Origin of the sequence: Streptomyces showdoensis (genome assembly GCF_039535475.1) — a bacterium.
GTDB lineage: Bacteria > Actinomycetota > Actinomycetes > Streptomycetales > Streptomycetaceae > Streptomyces > Streptomyces showdoensis.
The window spans coordinates 3,838,364-3,862,358 of the sequence record NZ_BAAAXG010000026.1 but is presented as its reverse complement, the minus strand read 5'-3'; the positions used below and the strand labels follow the sequence as shown (position 1 = coordinate 3,862,358).

Below are 23,995 nucleotides of genomic sequence, written 5' to 3'. Positions count from 1 at the left end.
TGCAGCACTGCAGCCGATGCTAAGTGACTGCACAGTAACCACCCGGTCGACCACCCGGTCGACCGGGTGGCCACCGGAAACCCGGTGGACCGGTCGAGCCGCCCCGATGTCAGGCCGAGGCCGCCTTCTTGCCCCGTGTCGCTCCGCCGCGTCCCCGCAGCGTGACTCCGGACTCGCTGAGCATCCGGTGGACGAATCCGTAGGAGCGGCCGGTTTCCTCGGCCAGCGCCCGGATGCTCGCACCGGAGTCGTACTTCTTCTTCAGGTCTGCCGCGAGCTTGTCGCGCGCGGCGCCGGTCACCCGGCTGCCCTTCTTCAGAGTCTCGGCCACCCGTGCCTCCTCATGGGAAGTGCGCTCTGGACTTCTCATGATCACCCCTCCCGGACTTCCTGGCCACCCATTCGACAAGGTCCGTGCCATCGGCTTGGCCCGGGCGGCGGGGGACGACACGAACGGAATGGATTGTTCCGCCGGGCTCGGAGACCCGTCCGGAGCCGACTCGCGCGGGAAGTGCCAGGTCAGCGACACGGCGGGAACACCAGTACGGCGCGGGCCCTGGCGGAAGGATTCCGCAGGGCCCGCGCCGGGGGTACGAGACGCTCTCACTCAGATGAAGGATCACCCATGAGCCGAATGATCCAGTCCGGCATGATCACCCGGCGACCGGGGACGGGCCGGACCCGACCGGGCCGGTCAGGCCAGGGCCACCAGGTCCGCGTAGTCCGGGCCCCACAGGTCCTCGACACCGTCCGGGAGCAGGATGATCCGCTCCGGGTCCAGCGCCTCGACCGCGCCCTCGTCGTGGGTGACGAGCACGACCGCGCCCTTGTAGGTGCGCAGCGCGCCGAGGATCTCCTCGCGGCTGGCCGGGTCGAGGTTGTTGGTGGGCTCGTCGAGGAGCAGCACGTTGGCCGAGGAGACGACCAGGGTCGCGAGCGCGAGCCGGGTCTTCTCGCCGCCGGAGAGCACCCCGGCCGGCTTGTCGACGTCGTCGCCGGAGAACAGGAAGGAGCCGAGCACCTTGCGGACCTCGACCAGGTCGAGGTCCGGGGAGGCGGAGCGCATGTTCTCCAGGACCGTGCGCTCGGGGTCGAGGGTCTCGTGCTCCTGCGCGTAGTAGCCCAGCTTCAGGCCGTGACCCGGGGTGACCTCGCCGGTGTCGGGCTGCTCGACCCCGCCGAGGAGGCGGAGCAGGGTCGTCTTGCCCGCGCCGTTGAGGCCGAGGATGACGACGCGGGAGCCCTTGTCGATGGCCAGGTCCACATCGGTGAAGATCTCGAGCGAGCCGTACGACTTGGACAGGCCCTCCGCCGTGAGCGGGGTCTTGCCGCAGGGCGCGGGGTCCGGGAAGCGCAGCTTGGCGACCTTGTCGGAGACGCGGACCGCCTCCAGGCCCGACAGCAGGCGCTCGGCCCGCTTGGCCATGTTCTGCGCGGCGACCGTCTTGGTGGCCTTGGCGCGCATCTTGTCGGCCTGCGAGTTGAGCGCCGCGGCCTTCTTCTCGGCGTTCTGGCGCTCGCGCTTGCGGCGCTTCTCGTCGGCCTCGCGCTGCTGCTGGTAGAGCTTCCAGCCCATGTTGTAGACGTCGATCGTGGAGCGGTTGGCGTCCAGGTAGAAGACCTTGTTCACGACGGTCTCGACCAGGTCGACGTCGTGGGAGATCACGATGAAGCCGCCGCGGTAGGTCTTCAGATAGTCCCGCAGCCAGACGATCGAGTCGGCGTCGAGGTGGTTGGTCGGCTCGTCGAGGAGCAGGGTGTCCGCGTCGGAGAAGAGGATCCGGGCCAGCTCGATCCGGCGGCGCTGACCACCGGAGAGGGTGTGCAGCGGCTGGCCGAGGACGCGGTCGGGCAGGCCGAGCGCGGCGGCGATGGTGGAGGCCTCGGCCTCGGCCGCGTACCCGCCCTTGGTGAGGAACTCGGTCTCCTGGCGCTCGTACTGCCGCAGCGCCTTCTCGCGGGTGGCGCCGGCGCCGGTGGCGATGCGCTCCTCGTTCTGCCGCATCTTGCGGATCAGGACGTCGAGGCCGCGGGCCGACAGGATGCGGTCGCGGGCCAGCACGTCCAGGTCACCGGTACGGGGGTCCTGCGGCAGGTAGCCGACCTCGCCGGAGCGGGTGATGGTGCCGCCGGCCGGCTGGCCCTCGCCCGCGAGGCACTTGGTGAGGGTGGTCTTGCCCGCTCCGTTGCGGCCGACCAGGCCGATGCGGTCGCCCTTGGCGACGCGGAAGGAAGCGGACTCGATGAGGACTCGGGCGCCGGCGCGCAGCTCGATACCGGAAGCGGTGATCACGGACAGACTCCTGGGCGGTGGGAAGGGCGGAAGGACGGCTGATGGCGGGCTTCGACGCCGCTAATGCACCCAGAGGAGACAGACCATGCGGTCAGTCTAACGGGCTCATGCAACTGATTTTCGGCCGTGCGGCATAGCTCACATCCCTCTCATGCCGCACAAAAGGGGTGACATCCGGCGGGGCCCTCGATACTCGGCAGAGACGCGGAGGGCGGTGGCCATGCAGTTCGACGACGACGCCGATCTGGACACCTCGGAGGTCAAGGACGTCCGGGGCAGCCGCGTACCCGGCGGCAAGGCCACCATCGGCGGCGGGGTCGTCGGCCTCCTCGCGCTGATCCTGGGCCTGCTCTTCGGGGTGGGCCCCGAGCAGCTGGGCCTCTCCTCGGGCGGTGACGAGCCGGCCGCGACCTCCTCGTCGGCGGCCCAGGTGACCCAGGTCTGCAAGAAGGGTTCGGACGCGAACACCCGCGAGGACTGCCGGATCGTGGCGGTCGTCAACAGCGTGCAGGACTTCTGGCGGGCCGAGTACACCCGGCGCGGCGGGACGTACGCGCCCGCCTCCACCGTGATGTTCACCCAGCGGGTCCCCACCGCCTGCGGCTCGGCCACCTCCGCCGTCGGCCCGTTCTACTGCCCGGGCGACCGTCAGGTCTATCTGGACCTCGGCTTCTTCGACGAGCTGCGCACCAAGTTCGGCTCGACCGGCGGACCCTTCGCGCAGGCCTACGTGGTGGCGCACGAGTACGGGCACCACGTGCAGAACCTCATGGGCACGCTGGCCAGGGCCCAGGACGGGCGGACCGGCGCGAACTCCAACGCGGTGCGGGTCGAGCTCCAGGCCGACTGCTACGCGGGCGTGTGGGCGCGGCACGCGACGACCACGCCCGACGACCGGACCGGCCGACCGCTGCTCACCCGGCTGACCGAGGAGGACATCCGCGACGGCCTGGACGCGGCGGCCGCGGTGGGCGACGACCGGATCCAGGAGCGCTTCCAGGGGCGGGTGACGCCGGAGAGCTGGACGCACGGCTCGGCGGCGCAGCGGCAGCAGTGGTTCCGCACCGGCTACACCACGGGCGACATGGCGCGCTGCAACACCTTCCGGTGACCCGGGGCGACACGGCGGCCTCCGGCGCCGTGTCGGCGGCGACTGCCAGACTGAGATCCAGGTCACATCGCTCACGGGAGAGGAAGTGATCGGGATGGCTGAGTCACCCGACATCTGTCCGACGCTGCGGTACGCGGACGCGAAGGCGGCGATCACGCTGCTGACGGAGGCGTTCGGCTTCACGGCGACCGCGGTGTACGAGGGCGAGGACGGGCGCGTGATGCACGCGGAGCTCGCGCACGGGAACGGGATGGTGATGCTCGGCAGCTCGGGCACGGGCAGCGAGTTCGACAAGCGGATGGCCGGCGGCGGCCCGACGGGGGTGTACGTGCGCGTGCCGGACGTGGACGAGCACCACGCCCGGGCCGTGGCCCACGGCGTGGAGATCGTGATGCCGCCGACGGACCAGGAGTACGGCGCCCGGGACTACATGGCCCTGGACGCCGAGGGAAACGTCTGGAGCTTCGGGACCTACGCCCCCGGCGCGGCGGCCGGGTAGCGGTCTGCGTCCGGCACACGCATCCCTCCCGGGGCCATTGCCGCCCGGCCCCGCCCCCGTGGACCCGCCCGTCCGGCGCGTTTCCGCCGGACGGGCCCCGGGAGCCGGCCGGTCAGGCGCCGCCCGTGTGGACCTGGAAGGCGGCCCGGCGGACCGCCTTCGCCAGGGCCGGGTCGGGGTGGGCCGCGGCGAGCGCGACCAGGACCTGCACGGTGCGCGGGTGGCCGACGGCCCGCACCGCGTCGAGCAGGGCCGGGACGGTGCCCTGCACGGCCGAGTCCAGGTGCCGCACGAGCAGGGCGCTCTCGCCGTGGTCGGCGACGGCCGCGGCGGTGTCGACCCAGAGCCAGGTCGCCTCCTCCCGGGTGAGCACCTCGGGGGCGTCGTCGGGGTCGGCCCCCTCGTACTCGGCGAGCCACAGCAGCGCGTACGGGCGCAGCGAGGGTTCCGCCAGGACGGCGCGGACCTCGGGCTCGGCCGGGGCGCCGACCACCCGCAGGGCCTCGAAGGCGAGCCCGCGCAGCAGGGCGTCCTCGCCGCGGGCCACGGCGAGGAGCTCGCCGACGGCGCTGGAGAGGGTGCGGGCGGCGAGCCAGGCGCGGTACTCGTCGCGGGCCGGGCCCGGGGTGAGCCGGGCGCAGCCGCGCAGCATGTCCTCGGCGGACTGCTCGATGTTGCCCGCGGGGCTCTGGGCGGCGACGCAGATCTGCTCCAGCTTGACCCAGACCGCCCAGTTCCCCAGCGGGGTCAGGGTGGCCTGGCCGGTGCCCAGGGTCAGCGCGCCGACGGCGGCCAGGCCCTCCAGGGCCCAGTCGAGCAGCGCGGGCAGGCCCTCGGCGGCGGGGGCGGTCTCGACGGCGGTGCCCGGGGCCGGGACCTCGCAGCGCTCCTCGCGGAGCTCCTCGACGCGCTGCCCGAGCAGGTCGAGCAGGGTCGGCACCGGGACCGGCCCGGCGGAGAGCTGGAGCAGCGAGAGGACCTGCGGGACGGCCTCGACGACCTCGGCGACGGCGCCGGGGACGACGTCCCGGGGCGCCGGGTGGACCAGCGACCAGGCGTCGAAGAGGGCGACCCAGCCGCGCAGCACGGCGGAGTCGTCGCGGTCCCAGGCGTGCAGCCGCCAGCCGGGGCGGGCGGTGTCGCCGTGCAGTTCGACGAGTCCGGCGAGCCGGGCGCGGTCCCAGCCGGCCCGGACCTGCGCGGGCGTCAGGCCCAGTGCCGCGGCGGCCCGTTCCCCGGCGTCGACGTCCGGGGGAGCCGTCTCGGCGTTCCGCTCCACGGCGGCCCAGCGGGCGATCCGTACGGCGTCGGCAAGCACGGCACGGGCCTGTCCCGCCAGTTCCGCCCGGGGCGGTGTTCCCTCGGGCGGCCGCGGCGCCGGGCGGGTGCGCCGGGTCGTCACGGCCCGCCGCGCGGTGGCGAGGGCCCGCGGACGGACGAGTCGGAGTCTGGAGTTGCGCGCCAATGGTTCATCGGGCTTTCGAGACGTCACGGGGGCAGTCTTCCCGCTGACGGCCCGAAAGCCCAATCGGAATCCGCAACGCCGCTGCATCGGGCCCGGCTTCGGGGGCTGCGCCCCGGTCCGGCCCGGCGTGATCCGGAGGGCAGGACCTAGACGAGCGGCGTGAGGAAGCGGCGCAGGGCCTCCTCGTAGCGGAGCGGGTCCGCGTTCCACATGGCCGCGTGGGGGGCGTTGCCGACCGTGGTGAGGGTGACCAGGTCGGGGCGGAGGGCGGCGAGCTCCTGCGAGCGGGCCCAGGGGGCGATCGTGTCGTCGGGCCCGTGGAAGACGAGGGTCGGCACGCGCAGGCCCGCGGGGTCGGCGGCCTCGGCGAGCCGGTCGCCGTGCAGGCCGGTCCTGCCCTGGGCGGCGCGGACGGCGAGCGGGACGAGGGGGCCGGGCACGCCGCGGGCGGCGGCGAGGTTGCGCAGGGTGGCCTCCCAGTCGAGGACCGGGGAGTCGAGCACCAGGCCGCGGATCCTGTCCCGCACCCCGGAGCCGGCGGCGGCGTGCAGGGCCATCGCGGCGCCGGCCCCCCAGCCGTGCAGGACGACCTGTCCGGCGCCCCGGCGGACGGCGTAGCGGATGGCGGCGTCGACGTCGCGCCACTCGGAGTCGCCCAGGTGGGCGAGGCCGTCGGGGGCCGCGGGCGCGCCCTCGTCGCCCCGGTAGGCGGGGACGAGGACGGGGACCTGGCGGCGCTGGAGGAAGGGGACGAGGTTGAGGGCGTGCTCGCGGGTGGCGCCGAGGCCGTGCAGGGCGATCACCCAGGTGGAGTGGGCGCCGGGGACGAGCCAGGCGGGGAGGGTGCCGAGTTCGCCGGGGATCTCGACGTCCTCGTGGGCCAGGCCGAGGGCGGTCTCGGGGGTGCCGCAGTGCAGCTGGGGGGTGAAGCGGACGCGGGCGCCGGTGGAGAGGGTGCCGAGCTCGACCCGTTCGAGCCGGCGCACCACGGTGTCGGCGGTGTGCGGGACCCGGTCGAGGACGGGGCCGACGACCGCGTGCAGTCCGGCGGCCTCGATCCCGTACGTGCCGGGGCGCAGGGAGGCCAGGCTGCGGGTGAGGGTGATCCGGCCGGGGCCCGTGGCGTGCACGGTCAGCTTGGGATCTCCGGGGAGGGGACGTCCGGACGGCACCCCGAGGGCGGCGTCGCTGGCGTACCGGCCGGCCGCCACCGCGGCCGCGCCGACACCGATCACTGTGGTGACGGCCGCTGCCGTCGCTGTAGCCGGGCGCACGCTCCCAGTGTCGGCAGAGTGCGCGGAGGCTGCCACCGGGCGACACGCCGGACGCGGGGCACGGGCCCCCGGACGAGTGACATGGGTCTCCCCGGAGGGGTCGCCCGTACGACTGACGGGGTCCGCGCGGGGTCCACGGGACGGAACGGGTGGAGAGCGGCGGAAGGGGTGGGAGTCGCATCCGTCCCGGTACGCCAGGGCTTACCCCGGGTCGCACCACGACCGCATGGTGGACAGCGCGGCCGTCCGGGGCGGAAGCGGAATCCCGGGACCCCGGTTGGGGACACCACACAGCCGGACCCAGTTCATCTTCCGTTCACCCAGGTTGCGTACGTTCGACCAGCCACTGACGTCAAACGATTGCCTGGGTAAATGGAACACATCACGCTGCTGCTCGCGATTGTGGTCGTGACAGCTCTCGTGTTCGATTTCACGAACGGTTTCCACGACACCGCCAACGCGATGGCGACGACCATCTCGACCGGTGCTCTCAAGCCCAAGACGGCGGTGGCCATGTCCGCCGTGCTGAACCTCGTCGGCGCGTTCCTGTCCGTGGAGGTCGCCAAGACGATCTCCGGCGGGATCATCAACGAAGAGGGCATTCGCACAGAAGTGATCTTCGCGGCGCTCGTCGGCGCCATCCTGTGGAACCTGCTGACCTGGCTGCTCGGTCTGCCGTCCAGCTCCTCCCACGCCCTCTTCGGCGGCCTCATCGGCGCCGCCGTGATGTCGGCCGGCTGGGACGCGGTCAACGGCCCGACCATCGTCACCAAGGTCCTCATCCCGGCCGTCGCCGCCCCGATCGTGGCCGGTCTGGCCGCGATGGTCGCGACCCGCCTGACCTACCGCCTCGGCGCCAAGTCGAACACCGGGACCAAGGCCACCGCCAAGGGCTACCGGGCCGGCCAGATCGCCTCCGCCGGTCTCGTCTCCCTCGCGCACGGCACCAACGACGCGCAGAAGACGATGGGCATCATCACCCTCGCCCTGGTCACCAGCGGCGTCCTCGCCCCCGGCTCGAACCCGCCCATGTGGGTCATCGTCTCCGCCGGTGTCGCGATCGCGCTCGGCACCTACCTCGGTGGCTGGCGCATCATCCGCACCATGGGCAAGGGCCTCACCGACCTCCAGCCGCAGCAGGGCTTCGCCGCCCAGACCAGCGCCGCCACGGTCATCCTGGCCTCGTCCCACCTGGGCTTCTCCCTCTCCACCACCCAGTCCTGCTCCGGTGCCGTGATGGGCGCCGGCCTCGGCCGCAAGGGCGGTGTCGTCCGCTGGTCGACCGCCACCCGGATGTTCGTCGCCTGGGGCCTGACCCTGCCCGCCGCGGGCCTGGTCGGTGCCGCCGCCGAGTTCCTCACCAAGCAGGGCACCTGGGGCATCGCCGCCGTCGCGGTCCTGCTGGTCGCCGGCTCCGCCGTGATCTGGTCGCTGTCCCGCCGCAAGCCGGTGGACCACAACAACGTCACGGCCGACGACCTGGACGCCCCGGCCGCTCCCGCCGAGCCCGCGGGCGTCGTGACCACCGCCATCGCGGCCGTGACCCCGCCGCCGCCGGCCGGTTCCGTCGCCGCCGTCGCGGACGAGGACCTGAAGACCACCATCCCCACCCCGGGCCCCACGGACCCGGCCGCTCCCCCGGCCCCCGCCGCCGCGGTCTAAGGAACTGGAACCAAGCATGAAGATCGACTGGGCAGCCCTGGGCTCCGTCTTCGGAGTCAGCCTCGTGGCGACCGTCGCCCTGGTGGGCCTCTTCACCCTCGGTGTCATGGGCCTCTCCAAGCAGGAGGAGGCCGCCGAGAACGGCGGCACCGCCACCCTGGCCCGCACCGGCGCCTACGCCTGCTTCGCCCTCTGCGCGGCGGCCGTGGCGTACGGCATCTACCTGATCGTCGTCTGAGCCTCCGGGCCCGACGACGCGTACGACGGACGGGCGGTCCGCACCCGAGGGTGCGGACCGCCCGTCCGTCGTGTTTGTGGCGCTCCGCACAGTGACCCGGCGCAGGTCAAGGGTGAGTTGACGGCTGTTCGCGCAGCGTGGTGGACTGCCGGGGCCATTACGGCGGCAATGGAGAGGAAGTCCGGTGCGAATCCGGCGCGGTCCCGCCACTGTGACCGGCCCCCCCCGGGGCCGGGAGTCAGGAACTCTCGCCGCCGGTCACGTCGATCCAGGGCGCGGACCCTGAGTGAGGACAGAGCGCCATGCCCGGCCGCGCCCTCAGCCTTCCCGGTGCCCCCGGCATCCCGGGTGCCACCACCGCCTTCGCGTACGGGGCGGCCGCCGGCCTCGCCGTCGACCTGATCGCCGGCGACCCCCGCCGCGGCCACCCCGTCGCCGCCTTCGGCCGGGCGGCCGGCGCGGTGGAGGAACGCCTGCTGCGCGACCACCGCGGCTGGGGCGCCCTGCACACCGCCGTCTGCGCCGGATCCACCGTGGCGCTCGGCGCGCTGGCCGCCCGCACGGTACGGGGCAGCCGCACGGCCACCGTCGCCCTGACCGCCGCCTCCGTGTGGGCCGTCGTCGGCGGCACCACCCTGGGCCGCGAGGCCCGCGCGATCGGCGGGGCGCTCGCGGCCGGGGACCTGGAGGTCGCCCGGGAGCGCCTGCCGCACCTGTGCGGACGCGACCCGCACTCCCTGGACGGCCCCGCGATGGCCCGCGCGGTCGTCGAGTCGGTCGCCGAGAACACCTCCGACGCCGTGGTGGGCGCCCTGTTCTGGGGCGCCGTCGCGGGCGTGCCGGGCCTGCTCGGCTTCCGCGCCGTGAACACCCTGGACGCGATGGTCGGCCACAAGTCGCCGAAGTACCGCCGCTTCGGCTGGGCCTCGGCCCGGCTCGACGACCTGGCCGGCTGGCCGGGCGCCCGGCTCACCGCCGCGCTCGCCACCGTCGCCGGCGGGAACCCGCGCGGGGCGGTGCGCGCCTGGCGCGCGGACGCGTCGAAGCACCCCAGCCCCAACGCCGGACCGGTGGAGGCCTCCTTCGCGGGAGCGCTGGGGGTCCGGCTCGGCGGCACCCTGGCCTACGGCGGCCGGGTCGAACACCGGCCCGTCCTCAACGCGGAGGGGCGGCCCGTCGAGGTCGCGGACATCGACCGGGCGGTGCGCCTGTCCCGCCGGGTGACCGGACTGACCCTGGCCGCCTGCGTGGGCGGCCGGCTGATCGCGAGCGCGCTGAAGCGGAGGAACGCATGAGGGGTGGGGGGCTGCTGGTCGCCGGGACCACGTCCGACGCGGGCAAGAGCGTCGTCACGGCCGGCATCTGCCGCTGGCTGGTCCGGCAGGGGATCAAGGTCGCGCCGTTCAAGGGGCAGAACATGTCCCTCAACTCCTTCGTGACCCGGGAGGGCGCCGAGATCGGCCGCGCCCAGGCCATGCAGGCGCAGGCCGCCCGCGTCGAGCCCACGGCGCTGATGAACCCGGTCCTCCTGAAGCCCGGCAGCGACCGCTCCAGCCAGGTCGTGCTCATGGGCAAGCCGGTCGGCGAGATGAGCGCCCGCGGCTACCACGGGGGACGGCAGCGGACGCTGTTCGAGCCGGTGATGGCGTGCCTGGAGGAGCTGCGGGGCACGTACGACGCCGTGATCTGCGAGGGGGCGGGCAGTCCGGCCGAGATCAACCTGCGGCGCACCGACATCGTGAACATGGGCATCGCGCGCGCCGCGCGGCTGCCCGTCGTGGTGGTCGGCGACATCGACCGGGGCGGGGTGTTCGCCCAGTTCTTCGGCACCACCGCGCTCCTCGCGCCCGAGGACCAGGAGCTCGTCGCCGGGTACCTGGTGAACAAGTTCCGGGGCGACGTCACGCTGCTGGAGCCCGGGCTCGACATGCTCCACGGGCTGACCGGGCGCCGGACCTTCGGTGTCCTGCCGTACGCCCACGGGCTCGGCATAGACGAGGAGGACGGCCTGCGGGTCTCGCTGCGGGGCACCGTCCGCGAGTCGGTGGTGGCGCCGCCGGTCGGCGCCGACGTGCTGCGGGTCGCCGTCTGCGCCGTCCCGCTGATGTCCAACTTCACCGACGTGGACGCGCTGGCCGCCGAGCCGGGCGTGGTGGTCCGCTTCGTGGACCGGCCCGAGGAGCTCGTCGACGCGGACCTGGTCGTCGTGCCCGGCACCCGCGGCACCGTCAAGGCCCTGGCCTGGCTGCGGGAGCGCGGCCTGGCCGACGCGCTCGCCCGGCGGGCCGCCGAGGGGCGCCCGGTGCTCGGCATCTGCGGCGGCTTCCAGGCGCTCGGCGAGCGGATCGAGGACGAGGTCGAGTCGAAGGCCGGCGTGGTCGACGGGCTCGGACTGCTGCCCGTACGGGTGCGCTTCGGCGTCGAGAAGACCCTGGCCCGGCCGGTCGGCGAGGCGCTCGGCGAGAGGGTCGAGGGGTACGAGATCCACCACGGCGTCGCCACCGTCGACGGCGGCGAGCCCTTCCTCGACGGCTGCCGGGTCGGCGCGGTGTGGGGCACCCACTGGCACGGCTCGCTGGAGAGCGACGGCTTCCGCCGGGCCTTCCTGCGCGAGGTCGCGGCGGCGTCCGGCCGCAGCTTCGTGCCGGCCCCGGACACCTCCTTCGGCGCGCTCCGCGAGGAGCAGCTGGACCGGCTCGGCGACCTGATCGAGGAGCACGCCGACACGGACGCGCTGCTGCGGCTCATCGAGGAGGGGGCCCCGACGGGGCTGCCGTTCGTGCCGCCGGGGGCACCGTGACCGCCCCGGCCACACCGCCCGCTCCCGCAGTACCGCCCGCCCCGACCTCCGTACGACCCGAAGGAGTGACCACCCGATGAGCACCCGCTTCCCGTTCACCGCCGTCGTCGGCATGGACGACCTGCGGCTCGCGCTGCTGCTCAACGCCGTCAGCCCGGCCGTGGGCGGGGTGCTGGTCCGCGGCGAGAAGGGCACCGCGAAGTCGACCGCCGTCCGCGCGCTCGCCGAGCTGCTGCCGGCCGTGTCGGTGGTCGCCGGCTGCCGCTTCAGCTGCGACCCCGGCGCGCCCGACCCGGGCTGCCCCGACGGGCCGCACGACGCGGGTGCGCCGGCGGACGCGCGGCCGGCCCGGATGGTCGAGCTGCCGGTCGGCGCCTCCGAGGACCGGCTGGTCGGCGCGCTCGACATCGAGAAGGCGCTCGCGGAGGGCGTGAAGGCCTTCGAACCGGGGCTCCTCGCCGACGCGCACCGGGGCATCCTGTACGTCGACGAGGTCAACCTGCTCTCCGACCATCTGATCGACCACCTGCTGGACGCCGCCGCGATGGGCTCCTCCTACGTCGAGCGCGAAGGCGTCTCCGTACGGCACGCCGCCCGCTTCCTGCTGGTCGGCACGATGAACCCCGAAGAGGGCGAACTGCGGCCGCAGCTGCTCGACCGGTTCGGGCTCACCGTGGAGGTCGCCGCCTCCCGCGTGCCCGAGCAGCGGGTCGAGGTGGTCCGGCGGCGGCTGGCGTTCGAGGACGACCCGTCCGGTTTCGCCGCCCGCTGGGCCGGCGAGGAGGCCGCGCTGCGCGAACGGATCGTCGCCGCGCGGGAGTTGCTGCCCCGGGTGACGCTCGGGGACGCGGTGCTGCTGCAGATCGCCGCGACCTGCGCCGCCTTCGAGGTGGACGGCATGCGCGCCGACATCGTGATGGCCCGGACCGCGACCGCGCTCGCCGCGTGGGCGGGACGGACCGAGGTGAGCTCCGAGGACGTCCGGCAGGCGGCGCTGCTCGCGCTCCCGCACCGGCGGCGGCGCAACCCCTTCGACGCGCCGGGCCTCGACGAGGACAAGCTCGACGAGACCCTGGAGCGGTTCAAGGGCGAGGACGAGCCCGACACCGACCCGGAGCCCGACGGCCCGGGCGACGGCGGCCCCGACGGAGGCGGCGGGGGCGGCATCCCGCCGCAGGGCGAAGGCCCCGCGCCGCAGGACTCCGGGGCGCCGGAGGACTCCCCTTCCCCCGAGCCCGCGCCCGCGCCCGCGCCGCAGAACAGCGGCTCCGGGTCCGGCCCCGGCCCCGGCTCCGGCGAGCGCGCCGCCGTCCAGGCGGCCGAGCCCTTCCGCACGAAGATGCTGAGCGTGCCCGGCCTGGGCGAGGGCGCCGCCGGGCGGCGCTCCCGGGCCCGCACCGAGCACGGCCGCACCACCGGCGCCACCCGCCCCCGGGGCGCGCTGACCAAGCTGCACCTGGCCGCGACCGTGCACGCCGCCGCCCCGCACCAGAAGGCCCGCGGGCGCAGCGGCCCCGGTCTGGTGGTGCGCAGGGACGACCTGCGGCAGGCCACCCGCGAGGGCCGGGAGGGCAACCTGGTGCTGTTCGCCGTGGACGCCTCCGGTTCGATGGCGGCCCGGCAGCGGATGGGCGCGGTGAAGGGCGCGGTGCTCTCGCTGCTGCTCGACGCCTATCAGCGGCGCGACAAGGTCGGCCTGATCACCTTCCGCGGCCGGGACGCGGAGCTCGCGCTGCCGCCGACCTCGTCGGTGGACGCGGCCGCCGCCCGGCTCGAACAGCTCCCGACGGGCGGCCGTACGCCGCTGTCGGCGGGGCTGCTCAAGGCGCACGACGTGCTGCGCGTCGAGCGCCTGCGGGACCCCTCCCGCCGCCCGCTGCTCGTGGTCGTCACCGACGGCCGCGCGACCGGCGGCGGACCCGATCCGCTGGCGCTCGCCGCCCGCGCCGCGCGGCTGCACGCCGCCGACGGCACGGCGAGCGTCGTCGTGGACTGCGAGACGGGACCGGTGCGGCTCGGCCTCGCCGGGAACCTCGCCCGTGAACTCGGCGGCACCGCCGTCACCCTGGACGAGCTGCGCGCCGACGCGATCGCCGGACTCGTCAGGGACGTGAGGGACGTACAGGACAACCGCTCTGCCAGGAGGGCCGCCTGATGCCACAGGGACAGCCGACCGTCGTTCCCGACGACGGTCTCACCACCCGCCAGCGCCGCAACCGCGCACTCGTGATGGTGCACACGGGCGTCGGCAAGGGGAAGTCGACCGCCGCCTTCGGCATGGCGCTGCGCGCCTGGAACCAGGGGTGGCCGATCGGGGTGTTCCAGTTCGTCAAGTCCGCCAAGTGGAGGGTCGGCGAGGAGAACGCCCTCAAGGCGCTCGGCGAGACCGGCAAGGGCGGCACGGTCACCTGGAACAAGATGGGCGAGGGCTGGTCCTGGATCCAGCGCGAGGTCGCCGAGGGCGAGCAGTCGCACGAGGACAAGGCCCGCGAGGGCTGGGAGCAGGTCAAGCGGGACCTGGCCGAGGAGAAGTACCGGTTCTACGTCCTCGACGAGTTCGCCTACCTGCTGCACTGGGGCTGGATCGACACCGAGGAGGTCGTCGAGGTGCTGCGGGACCGTCCCGGGCAGCAGCACGTCGTGATCACCGGCCGCAACGCCCCGCAGGAGCTGCTGGACTTCGCGGACCTGGTGACCGACATGTCGAAGGTGAAGCACCCGATGGACGCGGGTCAGAAGGGCCAGCGGGGCATCGAGTGGTAGCACGTCTCGTCATCGCCGCGCCGTCCTCGGGCGCGGGCAAGACCACGGTCGCGACCGGCCTGATGGCCGCCTTCGCCGGCCGTGGTCTCGCGGTCTCCCCGCACAAGGTGGGCCCGGACTACATCGACCCGGGTTACCACGCGCTCGCCACCGGCCGCCCGGGCCGCAACCTCGACGCGTACATGTGCGGTACGGAGCGGATCGCGCCGCTCTTCCTGCACGGCGCGCGGGGCTGCGACCTGGCGGTCGTCGAGGGCGTGATGGGGCTGTACGACGGGGCCGCCGGGCAGGGCGAGCTGGCCTCGACCGCGCAGGTGGCGAAGCTGCTGCGGGCGCCGGTGGTGCTCGTCGTGGACGCCTCCTCGCAGTCCCGGTCGGTGGCCGCGCTCGTGCACGGCTTCGCGTCCTGGGACCCGGAGGTGCGGCTGGGCGGGGTGATCCTGAACAAGGTCGCGACCGACCGGCACGAGCTGCTGCTGCGGGAGGCCCTGGAGGAGTCCGGGGTGCCGGTGCTCGGCGTCCTGCGGCGGGCGCCCGCCGTGGCCACGCCGTCGCGGCACCTGGGGCTCGTGCCGGTCGCCGAGCGGCAGGCCCAGGCCGTGGAGGCGGTGGCGGCCCAGGCCGAGCAGGTGCTGGCCGGGTGCGACATGGAGGCGCTGCTGGCGCTGGCGCGGTCGGCGCCGCCGCTGGACGCCGAGCCGTGGGTGGCCGAGGCCGGGGAGCGGCCGCACGCGGGGGGTTCCGTGGTGCCCGCCGTCCCCGGCCCGGCGGAACGCGTGCCCGCGACGAGGCCGGTCGTGGCCGTCGCCGGCGGCGCCGCGTTCACCTTCTCGTACGCCGAGCACGCGGAGCTGCTGACCGCCGCCGGCGCCGAGGTGGTCACCTTCGACCCGCTGCGCGACGAGGCGCTGCCCGAGGGCACCCGCGGCCTCGTCATAGGCGGCGGCTTCCCCGAGATGTACGGCGAGCAGCTGTCCGCCAACGAGCCCTTGCGGAAGGCCGTCGCCGAGCTGGCCGCCTCGGGCGCGCCGATCGCGGCCGAGTGCGCCGGGCTGCTCTACCTCGCGCGCTCGCTCGACGGGCACCCGATGTGCGGGGTGCTCGACGCCGACGCGCGCATGTCGGAGCGGCTCACGCTCGGCTACCGGGACGCCGTCGCCGTGAACGACAGCGTGCTGGCGGCGGCGGGGACCCGGATGCGGGGGCACGAGTTCCACCGCACGGTGATCGAGCCGGGGGCCGGGGAGCGGGCGGCCTGGGGGCTGCGGCAGCCGGAGCGCCGGGTCGAGGGCTTCGTGCGGGGCGGGGTGCACGCGAGCTACGTGCACACGCACTGGGCCGGGGCGCCGGGCGCCGCCGCGCGTTTCGTGGAGCACTGCGGGTGAGCTCAGCCGCCGGACAGGCCCACCACGAGCCAGATGAAGGCCACGCCGGCCACCGTGCAGAGCAGGGTGGTCAGGGCGGGGTGTTCGTGGTGGGCCTCGGGCAGGATCTCGGCGGCGGCGAGGTAGAGCAGGGCACCGCCGAAGAACCCGAGATAGCTGCCGAGCAGTTCCTCCGGAAGGGTGAACAGCAGGGTGGAGGCGGCGCCGACGAGCGGGGCGACCGCGTCGGCGACGAGCATCGCGAGGGCCTTGCGGCGGGCGTTCCCGTACAGGCTGGTGATCGTGTACGTGTTGAATCCGTCGGCGAAGTCGTGGGTGATGACGGCGAGTGCGACGGTGGCCCCCATGCCGCCGCCGACCTGGAAGGCGGCGCCGAGGGCGAGGCCGTCCATGAGGCTGTGACCGACCATGGCGGCGGCCGCGGTGAGGCCGACCTGTGGGGTCCGCCCATCCCTCGGCGAAGCGCTCTGCGCTGCCCCCCAGTCCGTCTCCGCCCCGTGCGCGGCGCTGCGGACGGCGAGGACGCGTTCCACCACGTGGGCGAAGAGGAAGCCGCCGACGAAGAGCAGCAGGGCCTGCGGGACGCCGAAGACCTTCTCGCCGGCGGCCTCCATGGCCTCGGGGAGCAGGTCGAGTCCGACGACGCCGAGCATGAGGCCGCCGGCGAGTCCGAGGACGAGGTGGCGCCGGTCGGTGACGCGTTGGGCCGTCCAGCCGCCGAACAGCGTCATGAGGAACGCGCCGAGCGCGACGACTACAGCCATGGGCCTTTGCTATCCGATGGCGGCTCGTCCGCGCACCTCGACGCCGGGGTCCGGCTCGTGGTGGGGGTCGGGGCCCGGTCCGGGGCCGAGGTGGCGGAGGTGCTGGAGCTGGTCGGGTCGGCGCTGCGCGAGGCGGGGCTCGGCGGGGGTGACGTGACCGCGCTGGCGACGCTGGAGGCGCGGGCCGCGGAGCCGGGGATCGCGGGCGCGGCGGCGCGCCTCGGGGTGCCGGTGCGGGCGTTCCGGAGCGAGGAGCTGGCCGGGGTGCCCGTACCGCATCCGTCGGGGCGGGCGCTGGCCGCGACGGGGACGGCGTCCGTGGCGGAGGCGGCGGCGCTGCGCGCCGCGGGGCCGGGGGCGGTGCTGGTGGTGCCGAAGCGGAAGGCGCGGAGCGTGACCTGCGCGGTCGCCCGTTCCGTACCGGGCTGTCCGGATGGTGCGGTTCGTTCGCACGAAGATGGCTTAGGCGTACGGTTGTTGGACCGGGGCCACGGGTACATCGCAGGCGAGCCCCGCTCATCCCCCACGCGCACCATCCCCACCCCCACCCCCCACACGACGGCGGCCATGGACATCCACACTCATGCTGATGCGCACGATCTGCGTCACCACGGCGACGCCGAGGTCCGGGACGAGAAGCTGACCGACCTCGCGGTCAACGTCCGTACGAACACCCCGCCGGAGTGGCTGCGGGAGCGGATCGCCGGCTCCCTCACGGGCCTCGCCGCCTACCCCGACGGCCGGGCGGCGCGGGCGGCGGTGGCCGAGCGGCACGACCTTCCGGCCCGGCGGGTGCTGCTGACGGCGGGCGCGGCCGAGGCCTTCGTGCTGCTCGCGCGGGCGCTGCCGGCGCGGCGGCCGGTCGTGGTGCACCCGCAGTTCACCGAGCCGGAGGCCGCGCTGCGGGACGCGGGGCACGAGGTGGAGCGGGTGCTGCTGCGCGAGGAGGACGGTTTCCGGCTGGATCCGGCGGCGGTGCCGGAGGAGGCGGACCTGGTCGTGATCGGCAATCCGACGAACCCCACGTCGGTGCTGCATCCGGCGGCGGCGATCGCGGCACTGGCCCGGCCCGGGCGGACGCTGGTGGTCGACGAGGCGTTCATGGACGCGGTGCCGGGCGAGCGGGAGTCGCTGGCGGGGCGGACGGACGTGCCGGGCCTGGTGGTGCTGCGGAGCCTGACGAAGACCTGGGGTCTGGCGGGGCTGCGGATCGGCTACGTGCTGGCGGCGCCGGAGACGATCGCCGCGCTGGAGCACGCGCAGCCGCTGTGGCCGGTGTCGACGCCGGCGCTGGTGGCGGCGGAGGCCTGCATGTCGCGGGCGGCGCTCGCGGAGGCCGAGGACGCGGCGCACCGGATCGGGGTGGAGCGGGCGCACCTGCTGGCGGGGCTGGCGGAGTTCGACGAGGTGCGGGCGGTCGAGGCCGCGGAGGGCCCGTTCGTGCTGGTGCGGATCGAGGGCGCGGACGCGGTGCGGGACCGGCTGCGGGGGCTCGGCTTCGCGGCGCGGCGCGGCGACACCTTCCCGGGGCTCGACCGGAACTGGCTGCGGCTCGCGGTGCGGGACCGGGCGACGACGAACCGTTTCCTCCAGGCCCTGGACCAGGCGCTGTTGATGCTGGGCTGAGACCTCGGGGCGGTGCGGCCCCTCACCGGGGGCGGTGCCGTGTGCGCGGCGCCGCCCCCGGCGTCCCCTGGTGTTCCCCCTCGGGCCGGTCAGCCGCGGGCGCGGGCGCGGCCGCGCGCGAGGACCATGGCGCCGCCGCCCAGGCCGAGGAGCAGCAGGGCGCCGCCGGCCAGGTACGGCGTCATGGAGCTGCCGCCGGTCTCGGCGAGGTTCTCGGTGGGGGTGGTGCCGCCGTTGTCCGTCGTCAGGCCGGTCTCGTGGCTGGGCCGGGTGGTGGGCCGCTCGGACGGCTGCTCCGAGGGGCGCTCGCTGGGCCGCTGGGTCGGGCGCTCGGTCGGCTTGCTGCCGGCCGGGGTCGCGCAGGTGGCCTCGGCGAGGGTGACCTTGCCGCTGACCTCGGCGACGTTGAGTTCGAGCGGGTTGACCGTGACCTTCAGCTCCAGGGCGGTGGCCGCGGCGGTGCGGGAGGTGGTGGAGGTGCGGGAGAGGTCGAGGACGACCTCTCCGACGCCGGGCACGCTCACCTTGGTCCGACCGCCGGTCGACAGGGTGGTCTTCTTGCCGAGGACCGTGACGTGGCCGAGCAGGTTGGACTCGGCGACCGGGCGCTTGCCGGCCTCGCAGACGGCCTTGGAGGTGACCTTCTCGACCTCGACCAGCGAGAGCAGCGGGAGTCCGGGGACGTGGACCCGCGCCTTGACGAGGTTGACGTAGCCCTTGGCGGTGTTCCCCTCGACGGTCGCCTCGGAGGTGGCGACGTCGGCGCGCAGGACGTCGACCGGCTTGTCGTTCTCCGCGCCCTTCACCGTCACCGAGAGCGCGGTCTTCTTGGCGGTGGCCGGGGCCTCGACCTCGTTGAGGGAGGCGCGCAGCGGCACGTTCACCGCCTTGTTGAGCAGGTTCACGTCGAGTCCGGCGCGCAGGACGACGGCGGTGGCGTGCCCCTCGGCGCCCTCGCCGCCCGTGGCGTGGGCCGCCGGGGCCGCGAGGAGCACGGGACCGACGGCGAGCGCGACGACGGTCGCGGCGGCGGCGGAACGGCGTACGGGCAGGCGGAAGGTGTTGCTGTTCAAGACGGTGGAACCCCCACGAGAGACATGGCGTCGCCGGCCGCTCGCCACGGGGACTGTGGGTCGTTGCGGCAGCGGCGACTCGAGACACCGGAATCTTTACGCACTGTGGGTGAACTGGCAGACACCTGGCGTGAGTTCACTCCAAAGGGTGGTTTCCGTGTCCATATTCGAATCTTTCGGCACAGGCGTTCTCGCCAGCCCCGCGCGTTACGGCGTGCACGGGGCTCAGGGGCGCGTTCGGGGGCCTTCGGGAGCTCTCCCGAGCCCCTCCGGAAGCGTCGGCGAAAAGTGCTTCAACGATCCGCGCCGAGCTGGGGTAACGGATCGTCAACCCGCCGCGAGATCCGCCGCGCGCTCGCGGGAGGGCCGCCAGTAACCGAGCGCGTGCACCCGCTCCTTGGGCAGCCCGAGCTCCTTGCGGACGTACCCGGCGAGGGTGCGGGTGGTCACGGTGTCGCAGGCGATCCAGACGTACGGGTCGGGGACGGCGGCCGCGAGCGCGGGCAGCTCCTCGCGGACCCGGGCGACCAGGGCGGCCCCCGCGTCCTCGCGCGCCACCCGGCGGAGCTCGTGCAGCTCCGGGTCGAGGCGCGTCGGCAGCGCCTCGTCGGAGGCGTGGGCGGTCTCGAACCAGAGCGTGGCGGGGGTGCCGGGGAAGGCGTCGAGCAGGGAGTTCATCGCGGGCAGCGAGGCGGCGTCGCCGACCAGGAGGAGACGGCCGGGGGCCGGTTCGGGCGCGGTGAAGCCGGTGCCCTGGAGGGTGGCCTCGACGGTGTCGCCGGGGGCGCAGCCGCGGGCCCAGCGACTGGCGACGCCGTCGTGCAGGGCGAACTCCAGGCTGAAGGTGCCGGCGTCCGGGTCCGGGTCGACGAGGGTGTAGGCGCGCTGGTGGGGCTTGCCGGCCCGGTCGAACCAGAGCCGCACCCACATGGTCGGGTGGACCCCGGCGGCGGCGAGCAGCCCGCCGTCGGTGAAGCCCACCCGGCGGTAGTGCTCGGTGACCTGCTCGGCTCCGGTCACCGTGAACGTGAAGTCCCTGCCGCGGAACAGCTTGAGGACGACGCCCTCCCAGCCGTGGCCTGTGCGACCCACCCCGACCCCCTCCCCTGCCGACCGCGCGAGCCCGCCGGTCCTGTAGATTAATTTAGGTCAGCCTAACCTAAGAAACGACGATCGGATCGGGGCCGAACGCAGTGAGCATCGAGGTCTACCGGGACCCCTTCGGCATCCCGCACCTGCGCGCCGACGGTCCGCGCGAACTGGCCCGCGCACAGGGCCTGGTGACCGCGCGGGACCGCGCCTGGCAGCTGGAGGTCGAACGGCACCGGGCGCAGGGCACGACAGCCGCCTTCCTCGGCGCGGCCGAGACCGGCTGGGACGCCTTCGTCCGGCAGGCCAGGCTGGCCGACACCGCGCGCCGCTGCCACGACCGGCTGGACCCGGAGACGGCGGCCTGGGTGCGGGCGTACGTGGACGGGGTCAACGAGGGCCTCCCGGAAGGCGCCCGGCGGGCACCCGAGTTCGCGGCGACCGGCCTGGAGCCGGGGCGCTGGGAGCCCTGGACGCCGCTCGCGGTCTGGCTCTCCACCCACATCCTCTTCGCCGGCTTCCCCACCAAGCTGTGGCGCGACCAGGTCGCCCGGCGGCTCGGCGAGGAGTGGACGGAGCTGTTCGCGACGGACGGCCCCGGCACGGCGGGCTCCAACGGCTGGGTCGTCGCCGGCACCCGCACGGCCGGCGGCGCCCCCATCGTGGCGGGCGACCCGCACCGCTTCATCGAGGCGCCCGGGGTCTACCAGCAGATCCGGCTCTCCTGCCCCGAGCACGACGTCCTCGGCCTCGCCGTCCCGGGCGTCCCCGGCCTCGCCCACTTCGGCCACACGGGCCGGGTCGCCTGGGCCATCACCAACGCGATGGCCGACTACCAGGACCTCTACCGCGAACGCCTCCGCCGCCACGCCGACGGCCGCGTCGAGGCCCTCGGCCCGGCCGGCTGGGAGCCCGCGACCGCGCACACGGAGACGATCCGGGTCGCGGACGCGGCCGCGCCGGTCGAGATCGAGGTGATCGAGACGGCCCGGGGTCCGGTGATCATCGGCGCGGAGGGCGGGACCGCCGCCGGGGGCGCCACGGGCGCCGGGGACGGGGACACCGCGAGCGCCGGGAGCGCCGCCGGGGCCGGGGCCGGAACAGCCGGGGGCGCCACGGGCGCCGAGGACGGCCCCCGCGAGTGGGAGGCCGTCAGCCTGCGCTACCCGCCGCGCGTCACCGGCGAGTCGGGCTTCTCCGTGCTGCCCGCGCTGCTGCGGGCACGGAACGTCGGGGACGTCGACCGGGCGCTCGACCGCTGGATCGAGCCCGTGAACGTCGTGCAGGCGGCCGACGCCGACGGCGGGCTGCTGCACCGGGTCGCGGGGTACGTGCCGGTGCGCGACCGGCTCAACTCGCTGCGGGTGGTGCCCGCCTGGGAGGCCGCCCACGCCTGGACGGGCGAGGCCGCGACCACCCCCCGCGCCGAGGTCGAGGGGCACGCGGTGATGGCCAACGCCCGCGGCCTCGCCGCTCCGCTGGGCGTCGAGTTCGCCCCGCCGCACCGCGCCGAACGGATCGACGCGCTGCTGGGCGCCTCCAAGTCCTGGACGCCGTCCGCGATGGCCGCCGTCCACGCCGACACCGACAACCCCTCCGCCCGCCGTCTGCTCGACGCGGTGCGGGGCACCGACGAGGAGGGCCTCTCCCCCGCCGCCCGGCAGGTGCGCGGCACGCTCCTCGGCTGGGACCGGCGGATGGACGCCGACAGCGCGGACGCCGGGCTCTACGCGGCGGTGCGCGGGGCGGTGGTCCGCCGGCTCGCGGCCCACGAGGCGTTCGCGGAGCTGCGCGAACCCGCCCCGTACCCCGAGCTGTTCCGGCCCTGGCTGGCGCTCGGCCCGCGGGTCGCGTTCGCCCTGGAGACCCTGCTCGTCGCCGGGCCCGTACCGGCTGGCGACGTCCGGCGGATCGTGCGGGAGGCGGTCGAGGAGGTCGCGGCGGGCGAGCCGCCGGCCGCCTGGGGCGTCACGCACCGGCTGGCGCCCTGGCAGGCGCTGCCCGACGCGGACGACGCGCAGTGGCCCGGGCTCGCCGGCGACCACGACTGCGTGCTCTCCACCTCCAGCGTGCCCGGCTACACCGACCGCTCCGCCCGTGCCTCGGCCGCCCGCTACGTCTGGGACCTGGCCGACCGCGGACGCAGCCTGTGGGTCGTGCCGTTCGGCGCCTCCGGGGTGCCCGGCGACCCGCACCACCGTGACCAGCTTCCCCTGTGGCTGCGGGGCGCACTCGCCCCGGTCACCACCGACTGGAACGACCTCGTGAAGGAAGACCATGAGCAGAACTGAGTACGTGCGGGACGTCGAGGCCTTCGGCACCGTCCGGGTCGACCGCATCGACCCCGAGCGCGACGCCCCCCTCATCCACCGCTGGGTGAACGAGGAGCGCGGCCGCTTCTGGGGGATGGGCGGCACGACGGTCGAGCAGGTGGCGGAGATCTACGCCCACCTCGACTCGCTCACCACCCACCACGGCTTCCTGGTGCACCGCGACGACGAGCCCGTCGCGGTCTTCCAGACCTACGACCCCGAGGCCGACCGGATCTCCGAGTGCTACGAGGCGCGGCCGGGCGACATCGGCGTGCACCTCTTCGTCGCGCCCTCGGCCGCACCGGAGCGGGGCTTCACCGAGAAGCTGTTCGCCGCCCTGCTCGACTTCGCGCTGACCGGCCGCACCCGGGTCGTGGGCGAGCCGGACGCCGCGAACGAGAAGGTGCTCGCCCGGCTCGCGCGCACCGGCTTCGAGCTGGGCCCGGAGATCGTGCTCCCCGAGGTGGACCTGCCGGAGGTGTTCATCCCGGAGAAGAAGGCCCGGCTGGTCTTCTTCACCCGCTGAGGCCCGGCGGGCGGGCGGTCAGCCGATCACCCGCCCGTTGACCACCACCCGCCGCGGCGCCGCCAGCGCGCGGACGTCGGCGCGCGGGTCCTCGGCGTAGACGACCAGGTCGGCCGGTGCTCCCTCCTCCAGCGAGGGGCGCCCCAGCCAGGCGCGGGCCCCCCAGGCCGTCGCGGAGAGGGCGTCGAGGGCGGGGATGCCCGCCCTCGTCAGCTCCTCGACCTCCGCGGCGACCAGGCCGTGCGCCAGCGAGCCGCCCGCGTCGGTGCCGACGAAGACGGGCACGCCCGCGTCCCAGGCGGCGCGGACCGTGCCGTAACGGCGCTCGTGCAGCCGCCGCATGTGTGCCGACCAGCGCGGGAACTTCTCCTGGCCGCCGTCCGCGAGGTGCGGGAAGGTCGCGATGTTGACCAGGGTCGGGACGATGGCGACGCCCCGCTCGGCGAAGAGCGGGATCGTCTCCTCGGTGAGGCCCGTCGCGTGCTCGATGCAGTCGATGCCCGCCTCGACCAGGTCGCGCAGCGAGTCCTCGGCGAAGCAGTGCGCGGTGACCCGGGCGCCGAGCCGGTGCGCCTCGGCGATGGCCGCCTCGACCTCCGGGCGCGGCCAGGACGGGGCCAGGTCGCCCAGGTCGCGGTCGATCCAGTCGCCGACCAGCTTGACCCAGCCGTCGCCCCGGAGCGCCTCGCGCCCGACGTGGGCGACCAGGTCCTCGGGCTCGATCTCGTGGGCGTAGTTGCGGATGTAGCGGCGGGTGCGGGCGATGTGCCGGCCCGCCCGGATGATCTTCGGCAGGTCCTCGCGCCCGTCGATCCACCGGGTGTCGGAGGGCGAGCCGGCGTCGCGGATGAGCAGGGTGCCGGCGTCCCGGTCGGTGAGCGCCTGCTTCTCGGCGGTGGCCTCGTCGACCGGGCCGTGCCGGTCGAGCCCGACGTGGCAGTGGGCGTCGACCAGGCCGGGCAGCACCCAGCCCTCGACGGTCAGCGCCTCCCCCGAGAGACCCCCGGGGCGCTCGAACGTGATCCGTCCGTCGACGCACCACAGTTCGTCCCGGACGTCCTCCGGGCCGACGAGCACCCGCCCCTTCACATGCAGCACCACGTGATCGCTCATAC

Annotated in this window: 20 protein-coding genes and 1 riboswitch; of the genes, 12 read left to right on the top strand and 8 right to left on the bottom strand. The window is 74.8% G+C overall.

Translation table 11 applies throughout. The features are described from left to right. Positions 1–109: 109 nt before the first annotated feature. Positions 110–331: a helix-turn-helix domain-containing protein gene (locus tag ABD981_RS30675; protein ID WP_006123601.1), complete on the bottom strand. Its 222-nt coding sequence runs from the start codon at positions 329–331 to the stop codon at positions 110–112. A 363-nt stretch (positions 332–694) separates the two neighbouring features. Next, a complete protein-coding gene (locus tag ABD981_RS30670; protein WP_046907934.1) occupies positions 695–2,293 on the bottom strand; it encodes an ABC-F family ATP-binding cassette domain-containing protein in 1,599 nt (532 codons plus the stop codon). A 220-nt stretch (positions 2,294–2,513) separates the two neighbouring features. Between ABD981_RS30670 and ypfJ the strand changes: the two genes are divergently transcribed. After that, positions 2,514–3,404, top strand: a complete 891-nt coding sequence (ypfJ, locus tag ABD981_RS30665; RefSeq protein ID WP_046907933.1) for a KPN_02809 family neutral zinc metallopeptidase — start codon at positions 2,514–2,516, stop codon at positions 3,402–3,404. 94 nt (positions 3,405–3,498) lie between these two features. Further along, a complete protein-coding gene (locus ABD981_RS30660; protein WP_123954492.1) occupies positions 3,499–3,903 on the top strand; it encodes a VOC family protein in 405 nt (134 codons plus the stop codon). Positions 3,904–4,015: 112 nt separating this feature from the next. Here the strand turns inward: ABD981_RS30660 and ABD981_RS30655 are convergent, their stop codons facing one another. Both ABD981_RS30655 and ABD981_RS30650 read right to left on the bottom strand, forming a co-directional pair. Next, positions 4,016–5,395 carry a hypothetical protein gene (locus ABD981_RS30655; protein WP_382748344.1) on the bottom strand — a complete coding sequence of 460 codons (1,380 nt, stop codon included), beginning with the start codon at positions 5,393–5,395 and terminating at the stop codon, positions 4,016–4,018. A 119-nt stretch (positions 5,396–5,514) separates the two neighbouring features. After that, a complete protein-coding gene (locus ABD981_RS30650; protein ID WP_046907931.1) occupies positions 5,515–6,642 on the bottom strand; it encodes an alpha/beta hydrolase in 1,128 nt (375 codons plus the stop codon). 372 nt (positions 6,643–7,014) lie between these two features. Between ABD981_RS30650 and ABD981_RS30645 the strand changes: the two genes are divergently transcribed. The 7 genes from ABD981_RS30645 to ABD981_RS30615 all read left to right on the top strand — a co-directional run bounded on the left by ABD981_RS30645 (position 7,015) and on the right by ABD981_RS30615 (position 15,490). After that, positions 7,015–8,304 (top strand): inorganic phosphate transporter, encoded by a 1,290-nt coding sequence (locus ABD981_RS30645; RefSeq protein WP_046907930.1) that lies wholly within the window; start codon positions 7,015–7,017, stop codon positions 8,302–8,304. A 16-nt stretch (positions 8,305–8,320) separates the two neighbouring features. Continuing rightward, a complete protein-coding gene (locus ABD981_RS30640; RefSeq protein WP_046907929.1) occupies positions 8,321–8,542 on the top strand; it encodes a hypothetical protein in 222 nt (73 codons plus the stop codon). 171 nt (positions 8,543–8,713) lie between these two features. After that, positions 8,714–8,792: riboswitch (adenosylcobalamin (AdoCbl) riboswitch) on the top strand. 52 nt (positions 8,793–8,844) lie between these two features. Beyond that, positions 8,845–9,837 (top strand): cobalamin biosynthesis protein, encoded by a 993-nt coding sequence (locus ABD981_RS30635; protein ID WP_046907928.1) that lies wholly within the window; start codon positions 8,845–8,847, stop codon positions 9,835–9,837. Continuing rightward, the gene (locus ABD981_RS30630) at positions 9,834–11,342 is read left to right on the top strand and encodes a cobyric acid synthase (protein WP_046907927.1); all 1,509 of its coding nucleotides are present in this window, start codon (positions 9,834–9,836) and stop codon (positions 11,340–11,342) included. The genes ABD981_RS30635 and ABD981_RS30630 overlap by 4 nt, the downstream gene beginning before the upstream one ends. A gap of 76 nt (positions 11,343–11,418) precedes the next feature. Then, positions 11,419–13,497 carry a putative cobaltochelatase gene (locus ABD981_RS30625; RefSeq protein WP_046907926.1) on the top strand — a complete coding sequence of 693 codons (2,079 nt, stop codon included), beginning with the start codon at positions 11,419–11,421 and terminating at the stop codon, positions 13,495–13,497. Then, on the top strand, positions 13,497–14,105 hold the full coding sequence (gene cobO / locus ABD981_RS30620) for a cob(I)yrinic acid a,c-diamide adenosyltransferase (RefSeq protein ID WP_046907925.1): 609 nt from the start codon (positions 13,497–13,499) through the stop codon (positions 14,103–14,105). Before ABD981_RS30625 ends, cobO begins: the two co-directional genes overlap by 1 nt. Continuing rightward, a complete protein-coding gene (locus ABD981_RS30615) occupies positions 14,099–15,490 on the top strand; it encodes a cobyrinic acid a,c-diamide synthase CobB (protein WP_046907924.1) in 1,392 nt (463 codons plus the stop codon). The genes cobO and ABD981_RS30615 overlap by 7 nt, the downstream gene beginning before the upstream one ends. 2 nt (positions 15,491–15,492) lie before the next feature. On the opposite strand, the gene ABD981_RS30610 is transcribed toward ABD981_RS30615, so the two are convergent. Then, positions 15,493–16,254, bottom strand: a complete 762-nt coding sequence (locus tag ABD981_RS30610; RefSeq protein ID WP_046907923.1) for a ZIP family metal transporter — start codon at positions 16,252–16,254, stop codon at positions 15,493–15,495. Positions 16,255–16,311: 57 nt separating this feature from the next. On the opposite strand from ABD981_RS30610, the gene cobC reads away from it, so the two are divergent. Next, a complete protein-coding gene (gene cobC, locus ABD981_RS30605; RefSeq protein WP_123954497.1) occupies positions 16,312–17,880 on the top strand; it encodes an Rv2231c family histidinol phosphate aminotransferase CobC in 1,569 nt (522 codons plus the stop codon). A gap of 89 nt (positions 17,881–17,969) precedes the next feature. On the opposite strand, the gene ABD981_RS30600 is transcribed toward cobC, so the two are convergent. Both ABD981_RS30600 and ABD981_RS30595 read right to left on the bottom strand, forming a co-directional pair. Continuing rightward, the gene (locus ABD981_RS30600) at positions 17,970–18,953 is read right to left on the bottom strand and encodes an SCO1860 family LAETG-anchored protein (RefSeq protein WP_046907922.1); all 984 of its coding nucleotides are present in this window, start codon (positions 18,951–18,953) and stop codon (positions 17,970–17,972) included. A gap of 327 nt (positions 18,954–19,280) precedes the next feature. Then, the gene (locus ABD981_RS30595) at positions 19,281–20,045 is read right to left on the bottom strand and encodes a siderophore-interacting protein (protein WP_046907921.1); all 765 of its coding nucleotides are present in this window, start codon (positions 20,043–20,045) and stop codon (positions 19,281–19,283) included. Between the two features lie 101 nt (positions 20,046–20,146). On the opposite strand from ABD981_RS30595, the gene ABD981_RS30590 reads away from it, so the two are divergent. After that, complete coding sequence (locus ABD981_RS30590; RefSeq protein ID WP_046907920.1) at positions 20,147–22,333, top strand: penicillin acylase family protein; 2,187 nt, start codon at positions 20,147–20,149, stop codon at positions 22,331–22,333. After that, on the top strand, positions 22,320–22,880 hold the full coding sequence (locus ABD981_RS30585; protein ID WP_046907919.1) for a GNAT family N-acetyltransferase: 561 nt from the start codon (positions 22,320–22,322) through the stop codon (positions 22,878–22,880). The genes ABD981_RS30590 and ABD981_RS30585 overlap by 14 nt, the downstream gene beginning before the upstream one ends. An 18-nt stretch (positions 22,881–22,898) precedes the next feature. On the opposite strand, the gene ABD981_RS30580 is transcribed toward ABD981_RS30585, so the two are convergent. Beyond that, the gene (locus ABD981_RS30580) at positions 22,899–23,993 is read right to left on the bottom strand and encodes an amidohydrolase family protein (protein ID WP_046907918.1); all 1,095 of its coding nucleotides are present in this window, start codon (positions 23,991–23,993) and stop codon (positions 22,899–22,901) included. Between the last annotated feature and the right edge of the window lie 2 nt (positions 23,994–23,995).